13 protein-coding genes are annotated in these 16,044 nt (G+C 63.4%); 11 read left to right on the forward strand and 2 right to left on the reverse strand.

The features are described from left to right. Window positions 1-123 precede the first annotated feature (123 nt). Window positions 124-1,029: a branched-chain amino acid ABC transporter permease gene (locus X733_RS141920; RefSeq protein WP_023732628.1), complete on the reverse strand. Its 906-nt coding sequence runs from the start codon at window positions 1,027-1,029 to the stop codon at window positions 124-126. 89 nt (window positions 1,030-1,118) lie between these two features. Here X733_RS141920 and X733_RS141915 point away from each other — a divergent pair, with 89 nt between their 5' ends. The 10 genes from X733_RS141915 (at window position 1,119) to X733_RS141875 (ending at window position 13,136) form a co-directional block, all read left to right on the forward strand. Then, window positions 1,119-1,730 (forward strand): CGNR zinc finger domain-containing protein, encoded by a 612-nt coding sequence (locus tag X733_RS141915; protein WP_023819683.1) that lies wholly within the window; start codon window positions 1,119-1,121, stop codon window positions 1,728-1,730. Beyond that, window positions 1,711-2,253: a hypothetical protein gene (locus X733_RS141910; RefSeq protein ID WP_031193855.1), complete on the forward strand. Its 543-nt coding sequence runs from the start codon at window positions 1,711-1,713 to the stop codon at window positions 2,251-2,253. The genes X733_RS141915 and X733_RS141910 overlap by 20 nt, the downstream gene beginning before the upstream one ends. 221 nt (window positions 2,254-2,474) lie before the next feature. Continuing rightward, a complete protein-coding gene (locus tag X733_RS141905; RefSeq protein ID WP_023819684.1) occupies window positions 2,475-5,945 on the forward strand; it encodes an indolepyruvate ferredoxin oxidoreductase family protein in 3,471 nt (1,156 codons plus the stop codon). Between the two features lie 91 nt (window positions 5,946-6,036). Then, window positions 6,037-8,352 (forward strand): EAL domain-containing protein, encoded by a 2,316-nt coding sequence (locus tag X733_RS141900; protein ID WP_023714564.1) that lies wholly within the window; start codon window positions 6,037-6,039, stop codon window positions 8,350-8,352. Between the two features lie 167 nt (window positions 8,353-8,519). Continuing rightward, window positions 8,520-9,290, forward strand: a complete 771-nt coding sequence (locus X733_RS141895; protein WP_023683521.1) for a hypothetical protein — start codon at window positions 8,520-8,522, stop codon at window positions 9,288-9,290. A 99-nt stretch (window positions 9,291-9,389) separates the two neighbouring features. Then, complete coding sequence (locus X733_RS1000000168580; RefSeq protein WP_023671341.1) at window positions 9,390-9,539, forward strand: DUF3096 domain-containing protein; 150 nt, start codon at window positions 9,390-9,392, stop codon at window positions 9,537-9,539. A gap of 164 nt (window positions 9,540-9,703) precedes the next feature. Then, window positions 9,704-9,928 (forward strand): aa3-type cytochrome c oxidase subunit IV, encoded by a 225-nt coding sequence (locus tag X733_RS141890; protein ID WP_023671340.1) that lies wholly within the window; start codon window positions 9,704-9,706, stop codon window positions 9,926-9,928. A 101-nt stretch (window positions 9,929-10,029) separates the two neighbouring features. Beyond that, complete coding sequence (locus X733_RS141885) at window positions 10,030-11,307, forward strand: Re/Si-specific NAD(P)(+) transhydrogenase subunit alpha (protein WP_023745820.1); 1,278 nt, start codon at window positions 10,030-10,032, stop codon at window positions 11,305-11,307. After that, window positions 11,304-11,732 (forward strand): proton-translocating transhydrogenase family protein, encoded by a 429-nt coding sequence (locus X733_RS141880; protein ID WP_023671338.1) that lies wholly within the window; start codon window positions 11,304-11,306, stop codon window positions 11,730-11,732. The genes X733_RS141885 and X733_RS141880 overlap by 4 nt, the downstream gene beginning before the upstream one ends. Before the next feature lie 6 nt (window positions 11,733-11,738). After that, window positions 11,739-13,136, forward strand: a complete 1,398-nt coding sequence (locus X733_RS141875) for an NAD(P)(+) transhydrogenase (Re/Si-specific) subunit beta (protein ID WP_023745821.1) — start codon at window positions 11,739-11,741, stop codon at window positions 13,134-13,136. A gap of 92 nt (window positions 13,137-13,228) precedes the next feature. Here the strand turns inward: X733_RS141875 and X733_RS141870 are convergent, their stop codons facing one another. Beyond that, the gene (locus X733_RS141870; protein WP_023732634.1) at window positions 13,229-14,146 is read right to left on the reverse strand and encodes a membrane protein; all 918 of its coding nucleotides are present in this window, start codon (window positions 14,144-14,146) and stop codon (window positions 13,229-13,231) included. A 331-nt stretch (window positions 14,147-14,477) separates the two neighbouring features. Here X733_RS141870 and X733_RS141865 point away from each other — a divergent pair, with 331 nt between their 5' ends. After that, window positions 14,478-15,920: a hypothetical protein gene (locus X733_RS141865; protein WP_031193857.1), complete on the forward strand. Its 1,443-nt coding sequence runs from the start codon at window positions 14,478-14,480 to the stop codon at window positions 15,918-15,920. The last annotated feature ends 124 nt before the right edge of the window (window positions 15,921-16,044 follow it).

Below are 16,044 nucleotides of genomic sequence, written 5' to 3' on the forward strand. Positions count from 1 at the left end.
CGTGCGTGGTTCGGCGGGTCAACATGGCATGGGCGCGATCAACGCCGTCGTGACGGGAGGCAGGGGATAAGTGCCGACCGGCTGCTGCGTCATGCAACCAAAGTCTGACAGCGGATGCGGCGATCAGGCGATCTTCTGCTGGTCGCGGCCGGGACCGATCAGCACAAGTGCCGCGACCAGGAACAGATACATCCAGCCATCGCGCCATTCGATCGGGAAATAGCCGGCCCATAGCGATTCGGCCATGCCGAAGGCGGCCGCACCGAGCGCGGCCCGAGGCGGCGAGAGATAGCCGCCCACCGCCGTCACGAACAGGATTTTCAGCCCGTAAACGAGGCCCGAGCCGAAGCTGACATTGCCGTAGTAAAGGGCGGCCATGATTCCGGCCAGCGCGGCGCAGAAACCGCCAAACAACACCGCATGCCGGAACACTGCGCGCACGTCCACGCCGCACATGGCAGCCGCTTTGGGATCGTCGGAGACGGCTCGCCAGCGGCGGCCGAAGCCTGAGCTGGCGAACGCCCATGCGGCGAGCATGATTGCCGCCAGAACCACCGCGCAATCGATGAGCTGGATCAGCGTCAGCGTCGCCTGGAAGCCGGCATCCTGAGCGAAGACAATGGGTTGCGCCAGCATAGGCGGCAGCCACCAGTCATGCGTGTCGGCGGCGATACGGCTTGCTTCCGACAGCACCAGCAGGATGCCGAGCGTCGTCACCACAATGGCATTGGGCGTGCGGTCGGCCAGCGGTTCGAAGACGCTGCGCGACAGCACGTGGCCGATCAGCGCGGCATAAAGGAAAGCCGTGACGACGCCGAGCACCACTGCCGCCAGCAAGGTCAGCCACAATACCTGATAGCCGAAGGCCACGGTCAGGATCATCGTCTGGCCGCAAAAGGCGAACAGCGCGCCATAGGCGAGATTGGTCCGGTGCAGGATGCCGTTGGTCAGCACGTAGCCGAAGGCAAGCAGCGCATAGAGCGCGCCGGAATGCAGCCCGTTCAGCACCTGCTGGAAGAAATAGAGCATAGACAGCTTTCCGGGCGCTGGAGCCCGCGCCAAGGTTTGCATCGTAGAATCTAACTTGTCAAATGCGGTTTATCGGTTAGATTTCTGATATGACGGTATCTTGGACCCCGCATCGCTTCACCGGCGGCATTCTTGCGCTCGATACGGCCAACACCGTGGTGTTGCGCAACGATCCGGAAAAGACCTTCGACCGTTTTGACGATCCGGCCGAGATCGCGCGCTTCGCCGATGCCGCAAGCGGCTTTCGCGGTGCCGAGCTTGGCGGCAGACCGCTGGAGGCGACCTCGCCGGACAGGATCGCCCCGGTGGTGCTGGCGATCCGCGAGACGACCGACCGCCTGTTTCGCGGCGCGGTGTCGAAAGGTGCGCTTGCCGCCGGCGACCTCGCCGCTTTTCTCAAGGCCTGCGCCAACGGCCTCGATCGGAGCCCTGCCGAAATCGGCGCACCGGGTAGACCGTTCGGCGATCCATCGAAGCCGATCGCGTTCGAGGCGGCGCTGGCGGTTTCGGCCTTGTCGCTGCTGCGCGACGACACGGTCGCCAGGCTCAGGATCTGTCCCAATTGCAGCTGGCTGTTCGTCGACAGGAGCCGCAATTCCAGCCGCCTTTGGTGCGATATGGCTGTGTGCGGCAACCGCCAGAAAGCAAGCCGTCACTATCGCCGCCGCCGCACGGCGCCCCATGAGGTCAACAATGCCTAGGGTTGTTTTTCGTTCGATCCTTGTCGGTGCTGCGCTCATTGCAGCCGTTGCGCTTGGCGCCTGCCGCGACACCGGCGGCGACGGCAAGCTGTTCGAGGTTTCCGGCAAGGTCGTCGTCTTCAACTACCGTCTCGCCCGGGCGACCTATGTCGTGACGCTGCGGCCCCTGCAGCCGATGGGCGAAGGCCAGGTTGCGGTCGCCAGTTTCCAGAATCCGGCTGGCGGCCCTCCCCTGGTAGTCGAGCAGAAGGTCTGGCCGAAGCTCGACAAGGTCAGCCTGGAGAGCCCGGCGCTCACCTGCATCGTCAAGGACAAACCCTATGCGATCTCTATCAGCATCAGGGGTCCTGACGGCACGTTCCTGCAGAAGATCGACACCACGCTGATGTCGAGCGAGGACCAGTCGATCCTTCCCGACCGGCCGCTGGTGGTCGACCAGCTCTATACGGCCAATCCCGATCTTGCCGGCCATCCCGACGGCAAGCTGCCGGGTGAGCCGAAGCCGGATTGCTCGAAAGGCTGACGCGTTTTTGCCCGGCGCGACTGCGTGGAAATTTTCGGTCGCCGGACAACCGCCGCGGACCGATTTCGTGCCGGATACGCGACGGCAGCGGATCGTTCGTTGCGCTTTGCCTGGCACTTTCGATTTCGTTTGACCTGCCTTGCAAGCGGAGAAAGACTGCGCCATCTCACTCCTACGTTGGCTGCGCGCCCCCGGTGCTGCCTCCGCAGAGGAAATGCCTGATGACGCTGCACGACGTCGCGCTCGACGACAAGTTCGATCTTGGTAAGGAGCGCATCTTCCTGTCCGGCGCACAGGCGGTCATCCGCATGCTTTTGATGCAGCGCGAGCGCGACCGCCGGGCCGGCCTCAACACGGCCGGCTTCGTGTCCGGTTATCGCGGCTCGCCGCTCGGCGGCCTCGATATGCAGCTGTGGCGGGCGAAAAAGCAGCTGGCGCAGGCCGACATCGTTTTCCAGCCCGGCCTCAACGAGGAGCTTGCCGCCACCGCCTGCTGGGGCTCTCAGCAGACGGAATTAATGGGCGAAGGCAAGCATGACGGGGTGTTTTCGGTCTGGTACGGCAAGGGACCGGGCGTCGACCGCTCCGGCGACGTTTTCCGCCACGCCAACCTCGCGGGATCGTCGAAGCATGGCGGCGTGCTTGCGCTGATGGGCGACGACCATATGGCCGAATCATCGACCAATGCGCACGCCACCGAATTCCTGTTCGTCGACACCATGGTGCCGATCCTCAACCCGGCTGGTGTCCAGGAGATCATCGACTACGGCCTCTACGGGTTTGCCATGTCGCGCTTCGCCGGCACCTGGTCGGCGATCAAATGCGTCAAGGACAACATCGAATCCACGGCCTCCGTCGATGCCGCGCTCGAGCGCCTGAACATCGTCGTGCCGGAGTTCGATATGCCGTCCGGTGGCCTCAACATCCGCGACGAGATCGACATGCTCGGACAGGAGGAGCGCCTGCATGAATACAAGCGCGCCGCTGCGTCCGCCTTCATCCATGCCAACGGCCTGAACCGCATCGTCTATTCGGGCGGCCGCGCGCCGAAGCTCGGTATCATCACGCTCGGCAAGAGCTATCTCGATGTCCGCCAGGCGCTGGAAGACATCGGCATCGACGAGGCCGCCGCCGGCCGCATCGGCATCCGCCTGTTCAAGGTCGGTTGCCCATGGCCGCTCGACCTGCAGCATATCGCCGAATTCGCCCGCGGCCTCGACACCATCGTCGTCGTCGAGGAGAAGCGCTCGCTGATCGAGGTGCAACTGCGCGAAAACCTCTACGGCACCGCCTCCCAGCCGATGATCGTCGGCAAGAAGGACGAGCGCGGCGACTGGCTGTTCCCGGCCAAGGGCGCGCTCGACCCCAACGAGATCGCCATTGCGCTGGGCGAGCGCATCCTGCGCACAATCGGCCCTTCGGAAGAGATCACTGCAAAGGTGGCAAAGCTGCGCCAGTTCCAGGCGATGCTTGCCGACACCAGCGATATCGGTTCGCGCACGCCGTTCTTCTGCTCCGGCTGCCCGCACAATTCCTCGACCAAGGTGCCGGACGGCTCGATCGCCGCCGCCGGTATCGGCTGCCATTTCATGGCGCTGTGGATGGACCGCAACACGGTCGGCTTCACCGCCATGGGCGGCGAGGGCGCACAATGGGTCGGCCAGGCGCCATTCTCCAAGCGCGGCCACATTTTCCAGAATCTCGGCGACGGGACCTACAATCACTCCGGCACGCTGGCGATCCGCTTCGCGCTGTCGACCGATGCCAACATCACCTACAAGATCCTCTACAACGACGCCGTCGCCATGACCGGCGGCCAGCCGCATGAAGGCGGCCTGACTGTCGACATGATCGCCAGGCAGGTGCGCGCCGAAGGCGTCGAGCGCATCGCCATCGTCACCGACGAGCCGGACAAATATGCAGGAAAGGCCGAATTCCCCTCCGGCGCCACCATCCACCACCGCGACGACCTCGACCTCGTCCAGCGCGAGTTGCGCGACGTCAAGGGCGTCTCGGTGCTGCTCTATGACCAGACCTGCGCCGCCGAAAAGCGCCGCCGCCGCAAGCGCGGCACCTTCCCGGATCCCGACAAGCGGGTCTTCATCAACGAACTGGTCTGCGAGGGCTGCGGCGATTGCGGGGTGCAATCGAACTGCGTCTCGATCCAGCCGGTCGAAACCGAGTTCGGCCGCAAGCGCAGAATAGACCAGTCGAGCTGCAACAAGGACTTCTCCTGCGTCAACGGCTTCTGCCCGTCCTTCGTCACCGTGCACGGCGCCAAGATCAGGAAGGCCGAAGGCATTGGCGGGCGCTCCGACCCGCTTGACGGCGTGCCGGTGCCAGCCGAATTCCCGCTCGGTAGCGAGGGTTGGGCGGCGATCATCGACGGCGTCGGCGGCACCGGCGTCGTCACCATAGGTGCTGTGCTCGGTATGGCCGCCCATCTCGAGGACAAGGGCTGCGGCATGATTGACATGGCCGGCCTCGCCCAGAAGGGCGGTTCGGTGTTCACCCATGTCCGCATCGCCCGCACGCCGGACGACATCCACGCGATCCGCGTTTCGGCCGGCAAGGCCGACCTGGTACTCGGCTGCGACCTTGTCGTGTCCGGCGCCAAGAAGGTGCTTGGCGCGGTGCGCGAAGGCCATACCATCTTCCTCGCCAACACCGCCGAGATCATGCCCGGCGAATTCGCCCGTTCGGCCGATTTCTCGCTGCCGATCGAGCGCCTGAAGAAGGCGATCCGTGCTGCTGCAGGCGAAGACAAGACGCATTTCTTCGACGCCACGCGCACCGCCACCCAATTGTTCGGCAATTCGCTCGGCGCCAACATGTTCATGCTCGGCTTCGCTTTCCAGCATGGCGGGCTGCCGCTGTCGGCGCAAGCCGTTGAAAGAGCAATCGAATTGAACGGCGAGGCGGTGGCGATGAACATCGCCGCGTTCCGCTGGGGCCGGCGCGCCGCGCATCAGCCGGACTTTGTGCGCGGCCTCATCGCGCAGCCGGGCAAGGCCACTGAGATCGCCGAGACGCTGGACGATATCATCGCCCGCCGCGTCGCTTTCCTCTCTGCCTATCAGAATGCCACCTATGGCAGGCGCTATGCCGAGAAGCTGGCGGTTTTGCGTGCTGCCGAGGCCAAGGCCGTGCCTGGCTCGACCGCGGTGACCGAGGCCGCCGCCAGAAACCTGTTCAAGCTGATGGCGATCAAGGACGAATATGAGGTGGCGCGGCTCTACACCGACGGCTCCTTCGCTATGGAGCTCTCAAAACAGTTCCAGAGCTACGACAAACTCGAATTTCATCTGGCGCCACCGATCATGGGCAGGCGCGGCAATGACGGCAAGCCGAGGAAATCGAGCTTCGGCCCGTGGATGATGAAGGGATTTCGCCTGCTGGCGGCGCTGAAAGGCCTGCGCGGCACGGCCTTCGACGTGTTCGGCTACAGCACTGAGCGGCGCATCGAGCGGCAGCTTCTGGCCCGCTATGAGGCCGATCTGGAGCTTGTCGCCAAGGCCCTTGCGCCAGGCAGGATCGAGGCCGCCATCGCCCTTGCCTCGGTGCCGGCGCTCATTCGCGGCTACGGCCATGTCAGGCAGGCCAGCGCCGAAAAGGCGGCGGATGAACGAAATCGCCTTCTTGAACGATTCAAGTTGCCGGTGCAGCCAAGCGCATTACAAGCCGCTGAGTAGCCAAAAGGGCCGGAAAAACAGGCCCTTCAGCGCGAGCTAAAGGTTTTTTAATGGGACTATGCCAAGGCTGTGGTTCAGTTGGGCGCCAGTAATGGGCAGAACAAAGACCGATAACATCCCTGTGGATGTTTATATCCAGTTTGTGCGCTCGTTGTTCGACAACGCGCATATGCTGGTCATTGGCGCGCTTTGCCACGCAACCGCCAGCCTTATGGTCTATTGGCGCAACGGCCAGCCTGTCTTCCTGGTTCTTGCCGGAGCACTGCTTGGCATCGGCGTTTGGCGGTATTTCAGCTTGCGGCGGTTCCATCGCCTGGGTGGTTCCATCCACGATGCCTTGGATGCGACACGATGGGAGCGCGAATATATCCTGAACGGCAGCATCCAGGGGCTGATGCTGGGCCTGTTCTGCTTCATTTCGATCTATGTCTACTCGGATGCGTATGCCGAGATCGCAGCGCTCGCCATAACGCTTGGCTCTCTGGTCACGGTCGTAGGCCGAAACTACGGCTCGCCCCGCATGGTCACGATCTTCGCGGTAACCTTCGTCGGGCCGATCGCAGCAGCCCTTATCCTCAGGTTTGACATCCCCAGTGTCGTGCTTGGGCTGCTCATCATCCCGTTCATGTTCATCATCAAGGGCAGTGCCGACCATGTGCGCAACGTGCTGTTCTCGGCCGTGGTCGGGCATAAGCAGGCGAGGCAAATCGCGCAGCGCTTCAACCGCGCACTCAACACCATGTCGCATGGCCTGGTCATGCTCGGACCCGACGGCAAGGTCGTGGTCGGCAATGCCGAAGCAGCGCATCTGATGTCGCTGCGCTCGCCCGACCAGCTGCTCGGGCGGTCGATCCATTCGCTGCTCCTGCGCGGCGTTGCGGGCGGCATGCTGGCGCCGAAAGACTGCCGCTATGTCGAAGCGCAGCTGACGCGCGCCTTGCGCGAAGGCCGTGACCGCAAGGTGCTGGTCTCCTTCTCCAATGGCCAGCACTACGAGTTCTCGGCCCGCGAGGGCAATCAGGACCTCGGCGTCATCACGTTCGAGGACGTCACCGCCCGCGTCGAGTCCGAAGAAAAGATCCGCTTCATGGCGCGCTATGACAGCCTCACCGGCCTGCCGAACCGCGCCTATTTCCATGAGCTCGTCGGCGAGGCCATGGCGTCGGGCAGCCGCGACCGGCTGTGCGCCCTGGCGGTGCTCGATCTCGACGATTTCAAGAGCGTCAACGACACACTTGGCCATCCGGTCGGCGATGGGCTGATCTATGCCGTTGCCGAGCGACTGGCGGCCGTCGCCGGGCAAGGCGTCAATGTCAGCCGTTTCGGCGGCGACGAGTTCATGATCTTCTTCGACCGCGTCGAGGATGAAAGCCATCTGACCGGCCTGCTCGACCAGATCTTTGCCGATCTGCAGGGCGAAGTCGATGTCGCTGGTCACAGCCTGCGCATCCAGGCAAGCGCGGGCGCCGTGCTGTCCAGGGTCGAGGACACCGATGTCGACGCCATGATCGTCAAGGCGGATCTGGCGCTCTACAAGGCCAAGGAACTCGGCAAGAACAACTGGCGACTGTTCGAGGCGGCGATGGATGCGGCGTTCCGCAACCGCCAGATGATGAAGGCCGACCTGCGCACGGCGGTCGAAGGCAAGGCCTTGCGGGTGGTCTATCAGCCCATCGTGGCGATGAACACCATGCGCATCGCCAGCTGCGAGGCGCTGTGCCGCTGGGATCATCCCGACCTTGGGCCGGTTTCGCCCAGCGTCTTCATTCCGCTGGCCGAAGAAATGGGCATCATTTCCGAGATCAGCACCTTCGTGCTCGCGGCGGCCTGCGCCGAATGCGCCAAATGGCCCGCACAGACCAGCGTCTCGGTCAACCTTTCGGCCAAGGATTTCCGCAGCCGCGACGTCGTCCAGAAGGTTCGCGACGCGCTTGCCACTTCGGGGCTCGCCGCCGGCCGCCTCGAGATCGAAGTCACCGAAACCGCGCTGCTCGACGACAAATCGCTGACGCGCCAGTATATCGAGGAACTGAAGCAGCTTGGCGTGCGCATCGCGCTCGACGATTTCGGCACCGGCTATTCAAGCCTGAGCTACCTCCACAAGCTGCCGCTCGACAAGATCAAGATCGACCGTTCGTTCCTGATGGACGTGACCCAGAACAAGCGTTCGCTCGACTTGTTGAAGGGCATCGTCGACCTGACCCGCGTGCTCGGGCTGACCGTCACCATCGAAGGTGTGGAAACGTTCGAACAGCTGAAGATCCTGGTGCATTCGGTGAAACCCGACCTCGTCCAGGGCTTCCTCTTCGGCGCAGCTCTCAGCGCGTCCGGCATCGAAACGATGTCCAATGTGACCTGGCCCTTCGCCGCGGAATTGCGGCCCGTCGCCAAACTCGCGACCACATGAAGCCCAACCTTTAAATCGCGCTTGAAAGCCGTCAAAAAAGCTGTGAATTGCCAAAACGTTAACCTATTGTTAACGTTAATATTCGGTAAACACAGACGATTAGAGTTTCATCTTCTTGTTCATTCGGTCGTCCGGTATGGTTTAGTTGCGACGGCACGAGGGTAACAATGGAAACTCAGCTAGCAGGTATGCCTCTGGTGGCTTCTAGGGCCACCGCTCAGTCTCCTTCGGTGTTTTCTCGTCATATCATGGACGTCCTGGAGCACGTCGAGTATCGCCTTTGCGACGGTGCCGAGGATTTGGAAGCCATCTATCGACTTCGCTACAAATCCTACCTTCACGCTGGCATGGTGAAGCCCGATGCCTCGCGTATGGTAAAGGACGACTTCGACGATCTGCGCAATTCCTACCGATTTGGCGTGTTCTTCGATGGTGTTCTGGTCAGCACCATCAGAATCCACTACGCCTGCGCGAAATACCCTGTTTCCCCCAGCACCGCCGTGTTCGGCGACACGCTGGCGCGGCGGCTGGCAGTTGGCGAGACGTTCGTCGATCCAAGCCGTTTCGCTGCCGATATCGAGTGGTCGACCAGCCTGCGCGTGCTGCCCTACGTGACGCTCAGGCTTGCGGTCGTAGCTTGCAGCCACTTCAAACCGACATATTGCCTGACGGCGGTCAAGGAAGAGCATGCCGGCTTCTATCATCGCATCTTCCGTTCCGAGCAGGCGGTGCCCCCGCGCATCTATCCCGGTCTCACCGTTCCCGTGCATCTGTTCCAGTCGAAGTGCTCCGAAAACATGCAGGCGACGCTGGATCGCTTCCCGTTCTTCAACTCCACGGCGTTCGAGCAGCGCATGCTCTTCCAACGCCCCAAGAGCGGCGAACTCGCACCGCTAACCATCCTGCCCACCGCCAAGTTTTTCCGCGAAGCCGCCTGACACCACTGAAGCCTGCGTAATTCGGCACGCGAACTCTGGAGCTTTCCCGCCGCTTCCGCGTTCTGGATGACGCCGACGCGGCCATAGAAAGGAACCGACATGCATATTCCCGAGCTAGCACTGACCCCGCTGATCTCGCTGATTGCCGGCGTGCTGATCCTGGTGATGCCGCGGCTGCTCAACTACATCGTCGCGCTCTATCTGATCGTCATTGGGCTGCTCGGGCTCTTTCCGCATCTGGCCGGTTAAAACGCAAAACCCTCAACGTTCGACGTTAGGCCGGCGACAAGCCCTATCGCCGGCTTTCAACATTCCTTTGAGGCTGTTGTCACTGGTCGTGCGGCAATAGCGCCATTGCTCTTGGCCCGGCTTTTCGCTATGTGCCTCAAAGATGTCTTCGAAGGGGTATTCCTATGGCTGATCACACGCCGACCGGTCCTGTCGAACTGGGCGCGAAGATGGACTATGCCGAACATGACCGCACCTATCATGGCTTTCTGGCGCTGGCCAAATACGGCTCGCTGTTCTGCGGCGCCCTGCTCCTGGCCATGGCTTTCGGCTTCTTCGCAGGCGGCTTCTTCTCCGCGACCATCCTGTTCGTGCTGATCCTCGCCCTCGGCGCCTTCATTCTCCGATAGTCTCTTCAGACCCTTGCCAAGGGCGTAGCCGGACATCCGGCCGCACTCTTTCGCAAAGCCGCACTCTTGCGCAAACAGGTTCCAGCCGAAAGGATCATGCGGTGGGACAGACGGTTTTCATCCCTCGCGAGCTCGATGCCAGCGAGCCTCGTGTCGCGGCCTCGCCCGATACCGTGAAGCGGCTGGCGGCGCTGGGCTTCGACGTCACCGTCGAGACGGGCGCCGGCACCAGGTCGCGCATCCCCGATGAGGAGTTCGCCAAGGCGGGTGCCGCGATCGGCAAGGCTTCGAATGCGAGCCGGGCGGATGTGGTGCTGAAGGTGCGCCGGCCGACCGACGCCGAGCTGAAGGGCTACAAATCGGGTGCGGCGGTCATCGCCATCATGGATCCCTACGGCAATGATGCCGCGGTCGCGGCGCTTGCCGAGGCTGGGGTCACCGCCTTCTCGATGGAATTCATGCCGCGCATCACCCGCGCCCAGTCGATGGACGTGCTGTCGTCGCAGGCCAATCTCGCCGGCTACCAGGCCGTGATCGACGGCGCATCGGAGTATGACCGCGCGCTGCCGATGATGATGACGGCGGCCGGCACGGTGCCGGCGGCGAAGATCTTCATTATGGGCGTCGGCGTTGCCGGCCTGCAGGCGATCGCCACGGCGCGCCGTCTCGGCGCCGTCGTCACCGCCACCGACGTTCGTCCCGCCGCCAAGGAACAGGTGGCGTCGCTCGGCGCAAAGTTCCTCGCCGTCGAGGACGAGGAGTTCAAGGCGGCCGAGACCGCCGGCGGCTACGCCAAGGAAATGTCGAAGGAGTACCAGGCCAAGCAGGCAGCGCTCACCGCTGAGCACATAGCCAAGCAGGACATCGTCATCACCACGGCGCTGATCCCCGGCCGTCCGGCGCCGAAGCTGGTGTCGGCGGCGATGGTCGCCTCGATGAAGCCGGGCTCGGTGATCGTCGACCTCGCCGTCGAGCGCGGCGGCAATGTCGAAGGCGCAGTTGCAGGCCAGGTGGTGACCACGGCCAATGGCGTGAAAATCGTCGGCCACCTCAACGTGCCCGGCCGCGTCGCCGCATCGGCCTCGCTGCTCTACGCCAGGAACCTGTTCGCCTTCCTCGAGACGCTGGTCGACAAGACCAGCAAGACGCTCGCCATCAACCGCGAAGACGATCTGGTCAAGGCGACGATGCTGACCGACGCTGGCCGCGTGGTGCATCCGGCCTTCGCCAAGGCGGCGGAACAGCCCCATGTCGAACCGGCGGCCATTCCGGCGGAGACCATGGTGGCTGATGCCACGCCGAAGAAGGCTGCACCGAAAAAGGCGTCCGACAAAGCCACTGCCGGCAAGTCCGCCGCCAAGCCGAAGGGGATCGCGTGATGGATCAGACCTTGCAGAAAGCCCTCGATCAGCTTGACCAGGCAAGTGCCGCCGTCCGGCTGGCTGTGCAGAACCTGGCCAATGCGCCCGGTGGCGCCGATGCGGCGGGCGATGCCGCGCACGCACTGTCCGGCGGCGCCATCGATCCCTTCGTCTTCCGCTTCGCCATCTTCGTACTTGCGATCTTCGTCGGATACTACGTCGTCTGGTCGGTGACGCCGGCGCTGCACACGCCGCTGATGGCGGTCACCAACGCCATCTCCTCGGTCATCGTCGTCGGCGCGCTGCTGGCCGTCGGCATCTCGGCCTCCGGCATTGCCACCGGCTTCGGCTTCGTCGCGCTGATGCTGGTCTCGGTCAACATCTTTGGCGGCTTCCTGGTCACCCAGCGCATGCTGGCCATGTACAAGAAGAAGGACCGGTAGAGAGCCATGAACGCCAACTTCGCGTCCTTCCTCTACCTGGTCTCCGGCGTCCTGTTCATCATGGCGCTGCGCGGCCTGTCGCATCCGACCACCAGCCGCCAAGGCAATCTCTACGGCATGATCGGCATGGGCATTGCCGTTGCCACCACGCTGGCGCTGGCGACTCCGTCCGCCGGGCGCTTCGGCCTGATCGTGCTTGGTCTGGCCATCGGCGGCGGCGTCGGCGCCGTTACAGCGCGCCGCATCGCCATGACGTCGATGCCGCAGCTGGTCGCCGCCTTCCACTCGCTGGTCGGCCTTGCCGCCGTCATGGTAGCGGCAGCCGCCATCTACGCGCCGGAAAGTTTCGGCATCGGCACGAATGGCGACATCCACGCCCAGGCGCTGATCGAGATGAGCCTTGGCGTTGCCATCGGCGCCATCACTTTCACCGGCTCCGTCATCGCCTTCCTCAAGCTCGATGGCCGCATGTCGGGCAAGCCGATCATGATCGGCGGCCGTCACATCATCAACGCGGTCCTCGGCATCGCGCTGATCGTGCTGATCGTGCTTCTGGTCACCACCGAGGCCAAGCTGGTGTTCTGGCTCATCGTCGCGGCGTCGCTGGCGCTCGGCGTCCTCTTGATCATCCCGATCGGCGGCGCCGACATGCCGGTCGTCGTCTCGATGCTGAATTCCTATTCCGGCTGGGCGGCGGCCGCACTCGGCTTCACGCTTGGCAATCTGGCGCTGATCATCACCGGCGCTCTGGTCGGCTCGTCCGGCGCCATCCTGTCCTACATCATGTGCAAGGGCATGAACCGGTCGTTCATCTCGGTCATCCTCGGCGGCTTCGGCGGCGAGACCGCGGCGGTTGCCGATGACGGCATCGAACGCACGGTCAAGCAGGGCTCGGCCGACGACGCCGCCTATCTGATGATGAACGCACAGAAGGTCATCATCGTGCCGGGCTACGGCATGGCGGTCGCCCAGGCCCAGCACGCGCTGCGCGAAATGGCCGACAAGCTCAAGGCCAATGGCGTGGACGTCAAATACGCCATCCACCCCGTGGCCGGCCGCATGCCCGGCCACATGAACGTGCTGCTCGCCGAAGCCAATGTTCCCTATGACGAAGTGTTCGAACTGGAAGACATCAACTCCGAGTTCGCGCAGGCCGATGTCGCCTATGTCATCGGCGCCAATGACGTCACCAATCCGTCCGCGCGCGACGACAAGTCGTCGCCGATCTACGGTATGCCGATCCTCGACGTCGACAAGGCCCGCACCTGCCTGTTCGTCAAGCGCTCGCTCGGCTCGGGCTACGCCGGCATCGACAACACGCTGTTCTACAAGGACGGCACCATGATGCTGCTCGGCGACGCCAAGAAGATGACCGAGGAAATCGTCAAGGCCATGGATCACTGATCCCGCCGCAACTTTCCACTGGAAGGTTGTCGGTCCATCATCGGAAACAAAAAAAGCCCGGTTCGACCGGGCTTTTTATGTTGAAGACCGGTTCAGCGGCTGGTCAGGAAAACCGCTTCCTCGTCGTCGCGCTGCCTGCCGCCCAGTGCTGCCGCAGCGCTGGCGATGAAGGCGCCGATAACCAGCGACAGGGCGCCAAGCAGTGCGAAGGTGGCGCTGCCTTTCCGGGCGGCGTCGGCGGCCTGCTTGGCCTTGACCTTGGCGTCCTCGACCCTGGCCACCAAGGCGTCGACACGCGCCTTGGCGTCAGCCTCGGAAAGCCCGGTGCGGGCGGCGACGAGCTGCGACAGATAGGTCTTGTCGTCAGCCGAAATTTCGCCTGCCGCCGCACTGGCGATGAGGATGCGCGAAGCCTGCCCGGCCGCAGCCGCATCGCTGTCCGGATTGGCCGCCGCGAGCCTGGCGGCATCAGCCGGACGGAACAGCGTATCCACGAGATAGGATGTCGCATTGTCGGTCGGTGCGCTGCCGGCATTGGCGGACGCGCCGGCCGAAGCACCCATGGCGGCGCCCGAGGCAACAGTAGAAGCCGCCTGCACGCCTGAACCAAGCACTGCCGACAGCGCCGACCCGAGAATGCCGACGACCAGCAATGTCGCCAGCGCCCAGGCGAGGAGGCCGTGCGCGGTGTCACGGAAATAGACCTCGTCGGTGTGGATGCCGACCCATTTGGTGCGCAGGCGTCCGGCAAGATAGCCACCGACCCCGGAGGACAGCCATTGCACGATGATGAGCCAGATGGCGCCGGACACCGCGAAGGTGGTCAGCGAGGCACTGGCGCCGGACCACGGCGAGACCATGGTCAGCCCCAGCCCCGAACCGAGCAGCATGAGGATGAAGGTCAGCGTCGAGGCCGCGAAGGCGCCGGCGATGATCGGACCCCAGCTGACGGCCGGGGCGGAGGATTCTGTTGAGGCGGATACGTCGACAGCCGATACGGTGGACTGCATCGACGCCTCCTACCGTACGAACAGCATGATGAGAATGATGATCGGGATCGGAATACCGAGCAACCAGAGCAAAATACCGCGTCCCATAAAGAGCCTCCCTGCGAGAAATTGATCGATGTCGTCACAATGTTCCTGAGCGATTTCCGTTCCGAGGAGCAATGAAATGATTTGCTTGCCGGGAACGGAACTATTTTCCGCGCGGCCCGAGGCACGACTGCGAAACTGTGGATTGGTTCACGGAGTTCCACATGGGCTGCCGTGTATTGTTGGCTCGGTGAGCCGGGGGTAGCATGAGCGATCCCGCCGTCGGATGTCGTCAACGGAGACGCTGATGCCCAAGACTGTCGCATCGCTGGCTTACAAAAAGGCGCAGCCCAGCCAGGCGGTGGTGATCGTGCATGGCATGGGCGAGCAGCGGCCGATGGGTACGCTGAGGGGATTCGTCCAGGCGGTCTGGAGCAGCGATCCCACCCGTGCTCCACCCTACGCCCAGATTCCCGATCCGGCCGTTTCCGGCGCCACGATCAACCAGAGCTGGATCACGCCCGACAGCCGGACCAAGTCACACGAGCTGCGCCGCATCACCACGCCCTACGACGTCGATGGCCGCCGTACCGATTTCTACGAGCTTTATTGGGCCGACATCACGCAAGGCACGACGCGCGGCCGGCTGGCCGCCTGGGTGACGAACCTGTTGTGGCGCAAGCCCGCCGACATTCCGCTCGACGCCCGCAAGCTTTACGTCGCCACACTTCTGATCGTTATCGTCATTCTGGGCGCAGCACTCGTGCTGGCAACATCGGTCTGGCAACAGGCCGTTACCTTGACGACCGGCCTGATGATCACCACCCTCGCTTCTTTTGTCATCTGGGCGGTGGATCAGTTCGCCCTGCCCTATTTCGGTGACGTCGCCGCTTATGTGCGCGCCGAGGCGGCGACGATCGAGAAGCGTGCGCTGATCCGCGACAGAGGCCTGACGTTGCTCAAGACGCTGATGAAGGACGATGCTTACGACCGCATCGTGCTGGTCTCGCACAGCCTTGGGTCGATCATCGCCTATGATTTGCTGCAGATCCTGTGGGCCGAGTTCCGGCCGCGAAGGCTGGAAGCGGTCCGCGACAAGGCCAAACTGGCGGCGGTCGAGGCCGTCGACAAGGCAACGCTCGGCTCTGATGGGTCAGCGTGGCCAAAGAACCTTGAAGACCTCGCCGGATTCCGGCGCGGTCAATGGGCGCTCTACCAGCAGCTTCGGACCAAGGACGCCGACCACCCGCTGCCCTGGAAGATCAGCGATTTCGTCACGCTTGGCAGTCCGCTCTCCCACAGCGAATTCCTGGTGACCTACAATCTCGCGGAATTCAGGCGTGGCCTTGCCGAGCGCCTGTTCTCGGCTTGCCCGCCGATTGCCGATGACGGGCGCCCCGGCGGCACCGTGCTTTACCGGGAAGGACACAGCCAAGGCAAGGCGCAGCGCGCGGTGCATCATGGCGCGGTGTTTGCGGCAACGCGCTGGACGAACGTCTACGACCGCGGCAATGGCTGGGCGACAGGCGATCCGATTTCCGGTCCGATGACGGAAAACTTCGGCCCCGGTGTGGAGAACATCCAGATCGAGCTTCGCAGCTCACTTGGCCGTATCTTCACCCACACGCTTTATTGGTCATCGACGGCAAACGGCGTCGAAATCGCCCTGCCGGCGGGCACCGCGCCGCGCTCGCATCTGCAAGTGCTGCGCGACGCCGTCGATCTCGGGCGAAAGCTGGAACCGAGTTGAGTGGCGGCGTTGAGAACGGTTCATCGCAAACGCTGGAGATTGGCTGAGGCCTCACCCACGTCATCCTAAGGCGAAGCAGGAGCGAAGCTCCTTGCTCCGCCCTAGGATGACGAAGCGATGGGCG

Origin of the sequence: Mesorhizobium sp. L2C066B000 (genome assembly GCF_000502335.1) — a bacterium.
In the GTDB taxonomy this organism is placed as follows: Bacteria; Pseudomonadota; Alphaproteobacteria; order Rhizobiales; family Rhizobiaceae; genus Mesorhizobium.

Bases quoted from the DNA above. Each gene is read 5' to 3' on its own strand.
- X733_RS141865 (WP_031193857.1), top strand. From the start codon at position 14,478: ATGCCCAAGACTGTCGCATCGCTGGCTTACAAAAAGGCGCAGCCCAGC.
- X733_RS141920 (WP_023732628.1), bottom strand. From the start codon at position 1,029: ATGCTCTATTTCTTCCAGCAGGTGCTGAACGGGCTGCATTCCGGCGCG.
- X733_RS141870 (WP_023732634.1), bottom strand. From the start codon at position 14,146: ATGCAGTCCACCGTATCGGCTGTCGACGTATCCGCCTCAACAGAATCC.
- X733_RS141875 (WP_023745821.1), top strand. From the start codon at position 11,739: ATGAACGCCAACTTCGCGTCCTTCCTCTACCTGGTCTCCGGCGTCCTG.
- X733_RS141915 (WP_023819683.1), top strand. From the start codon at position 1,119: ATGACGGTATCTTGGACCCCGCATCGCTTCACCGGCGGCATTCTTGCG.
- X733_RS141900 (WP_023714564.1), top strand. From the start codon at position 6,037: ATGGGCAGAACAAAGACCGATAACATCCCTGTGGATGTTTATATCCAG.
- X733_RS1000000168580 (WP_023671341.1), top strand. From the start codon at position 9,390: ATGCATATTCCCGAGCTAGCACTGACCCCGCTGATCTCGCTGATTGCC.
- X733_RS141910 (WP_031193855.1), top strand. From the start codon at position 1,711: ATGAGGTCAACAATGCCTAGGGTTGTTTTTCGTTCGATCCTTGTCGGT.
- X733_RS141890 (WP_023671340.1), top strand. From the start codon at position 9,704: ATGGCTGATCACACGCCGACCGGTCCTGTCGAACTGGGCGCGAAGATG.
- X733_RS141895 (WP_023683521.1), top strand. From the start codon at position 8,520: ATGGAAACTCAGCTAGCAGGTATGCCTCTGGTGGCTTCTAGGGCCACC.
- X733_RS141905 (WP_023819684.1), top strand. From the start codon at position 2,475: ATGACGCTGCACGACGTCGCGCTCGACGACAAGTTCGATCTTGGTAAG.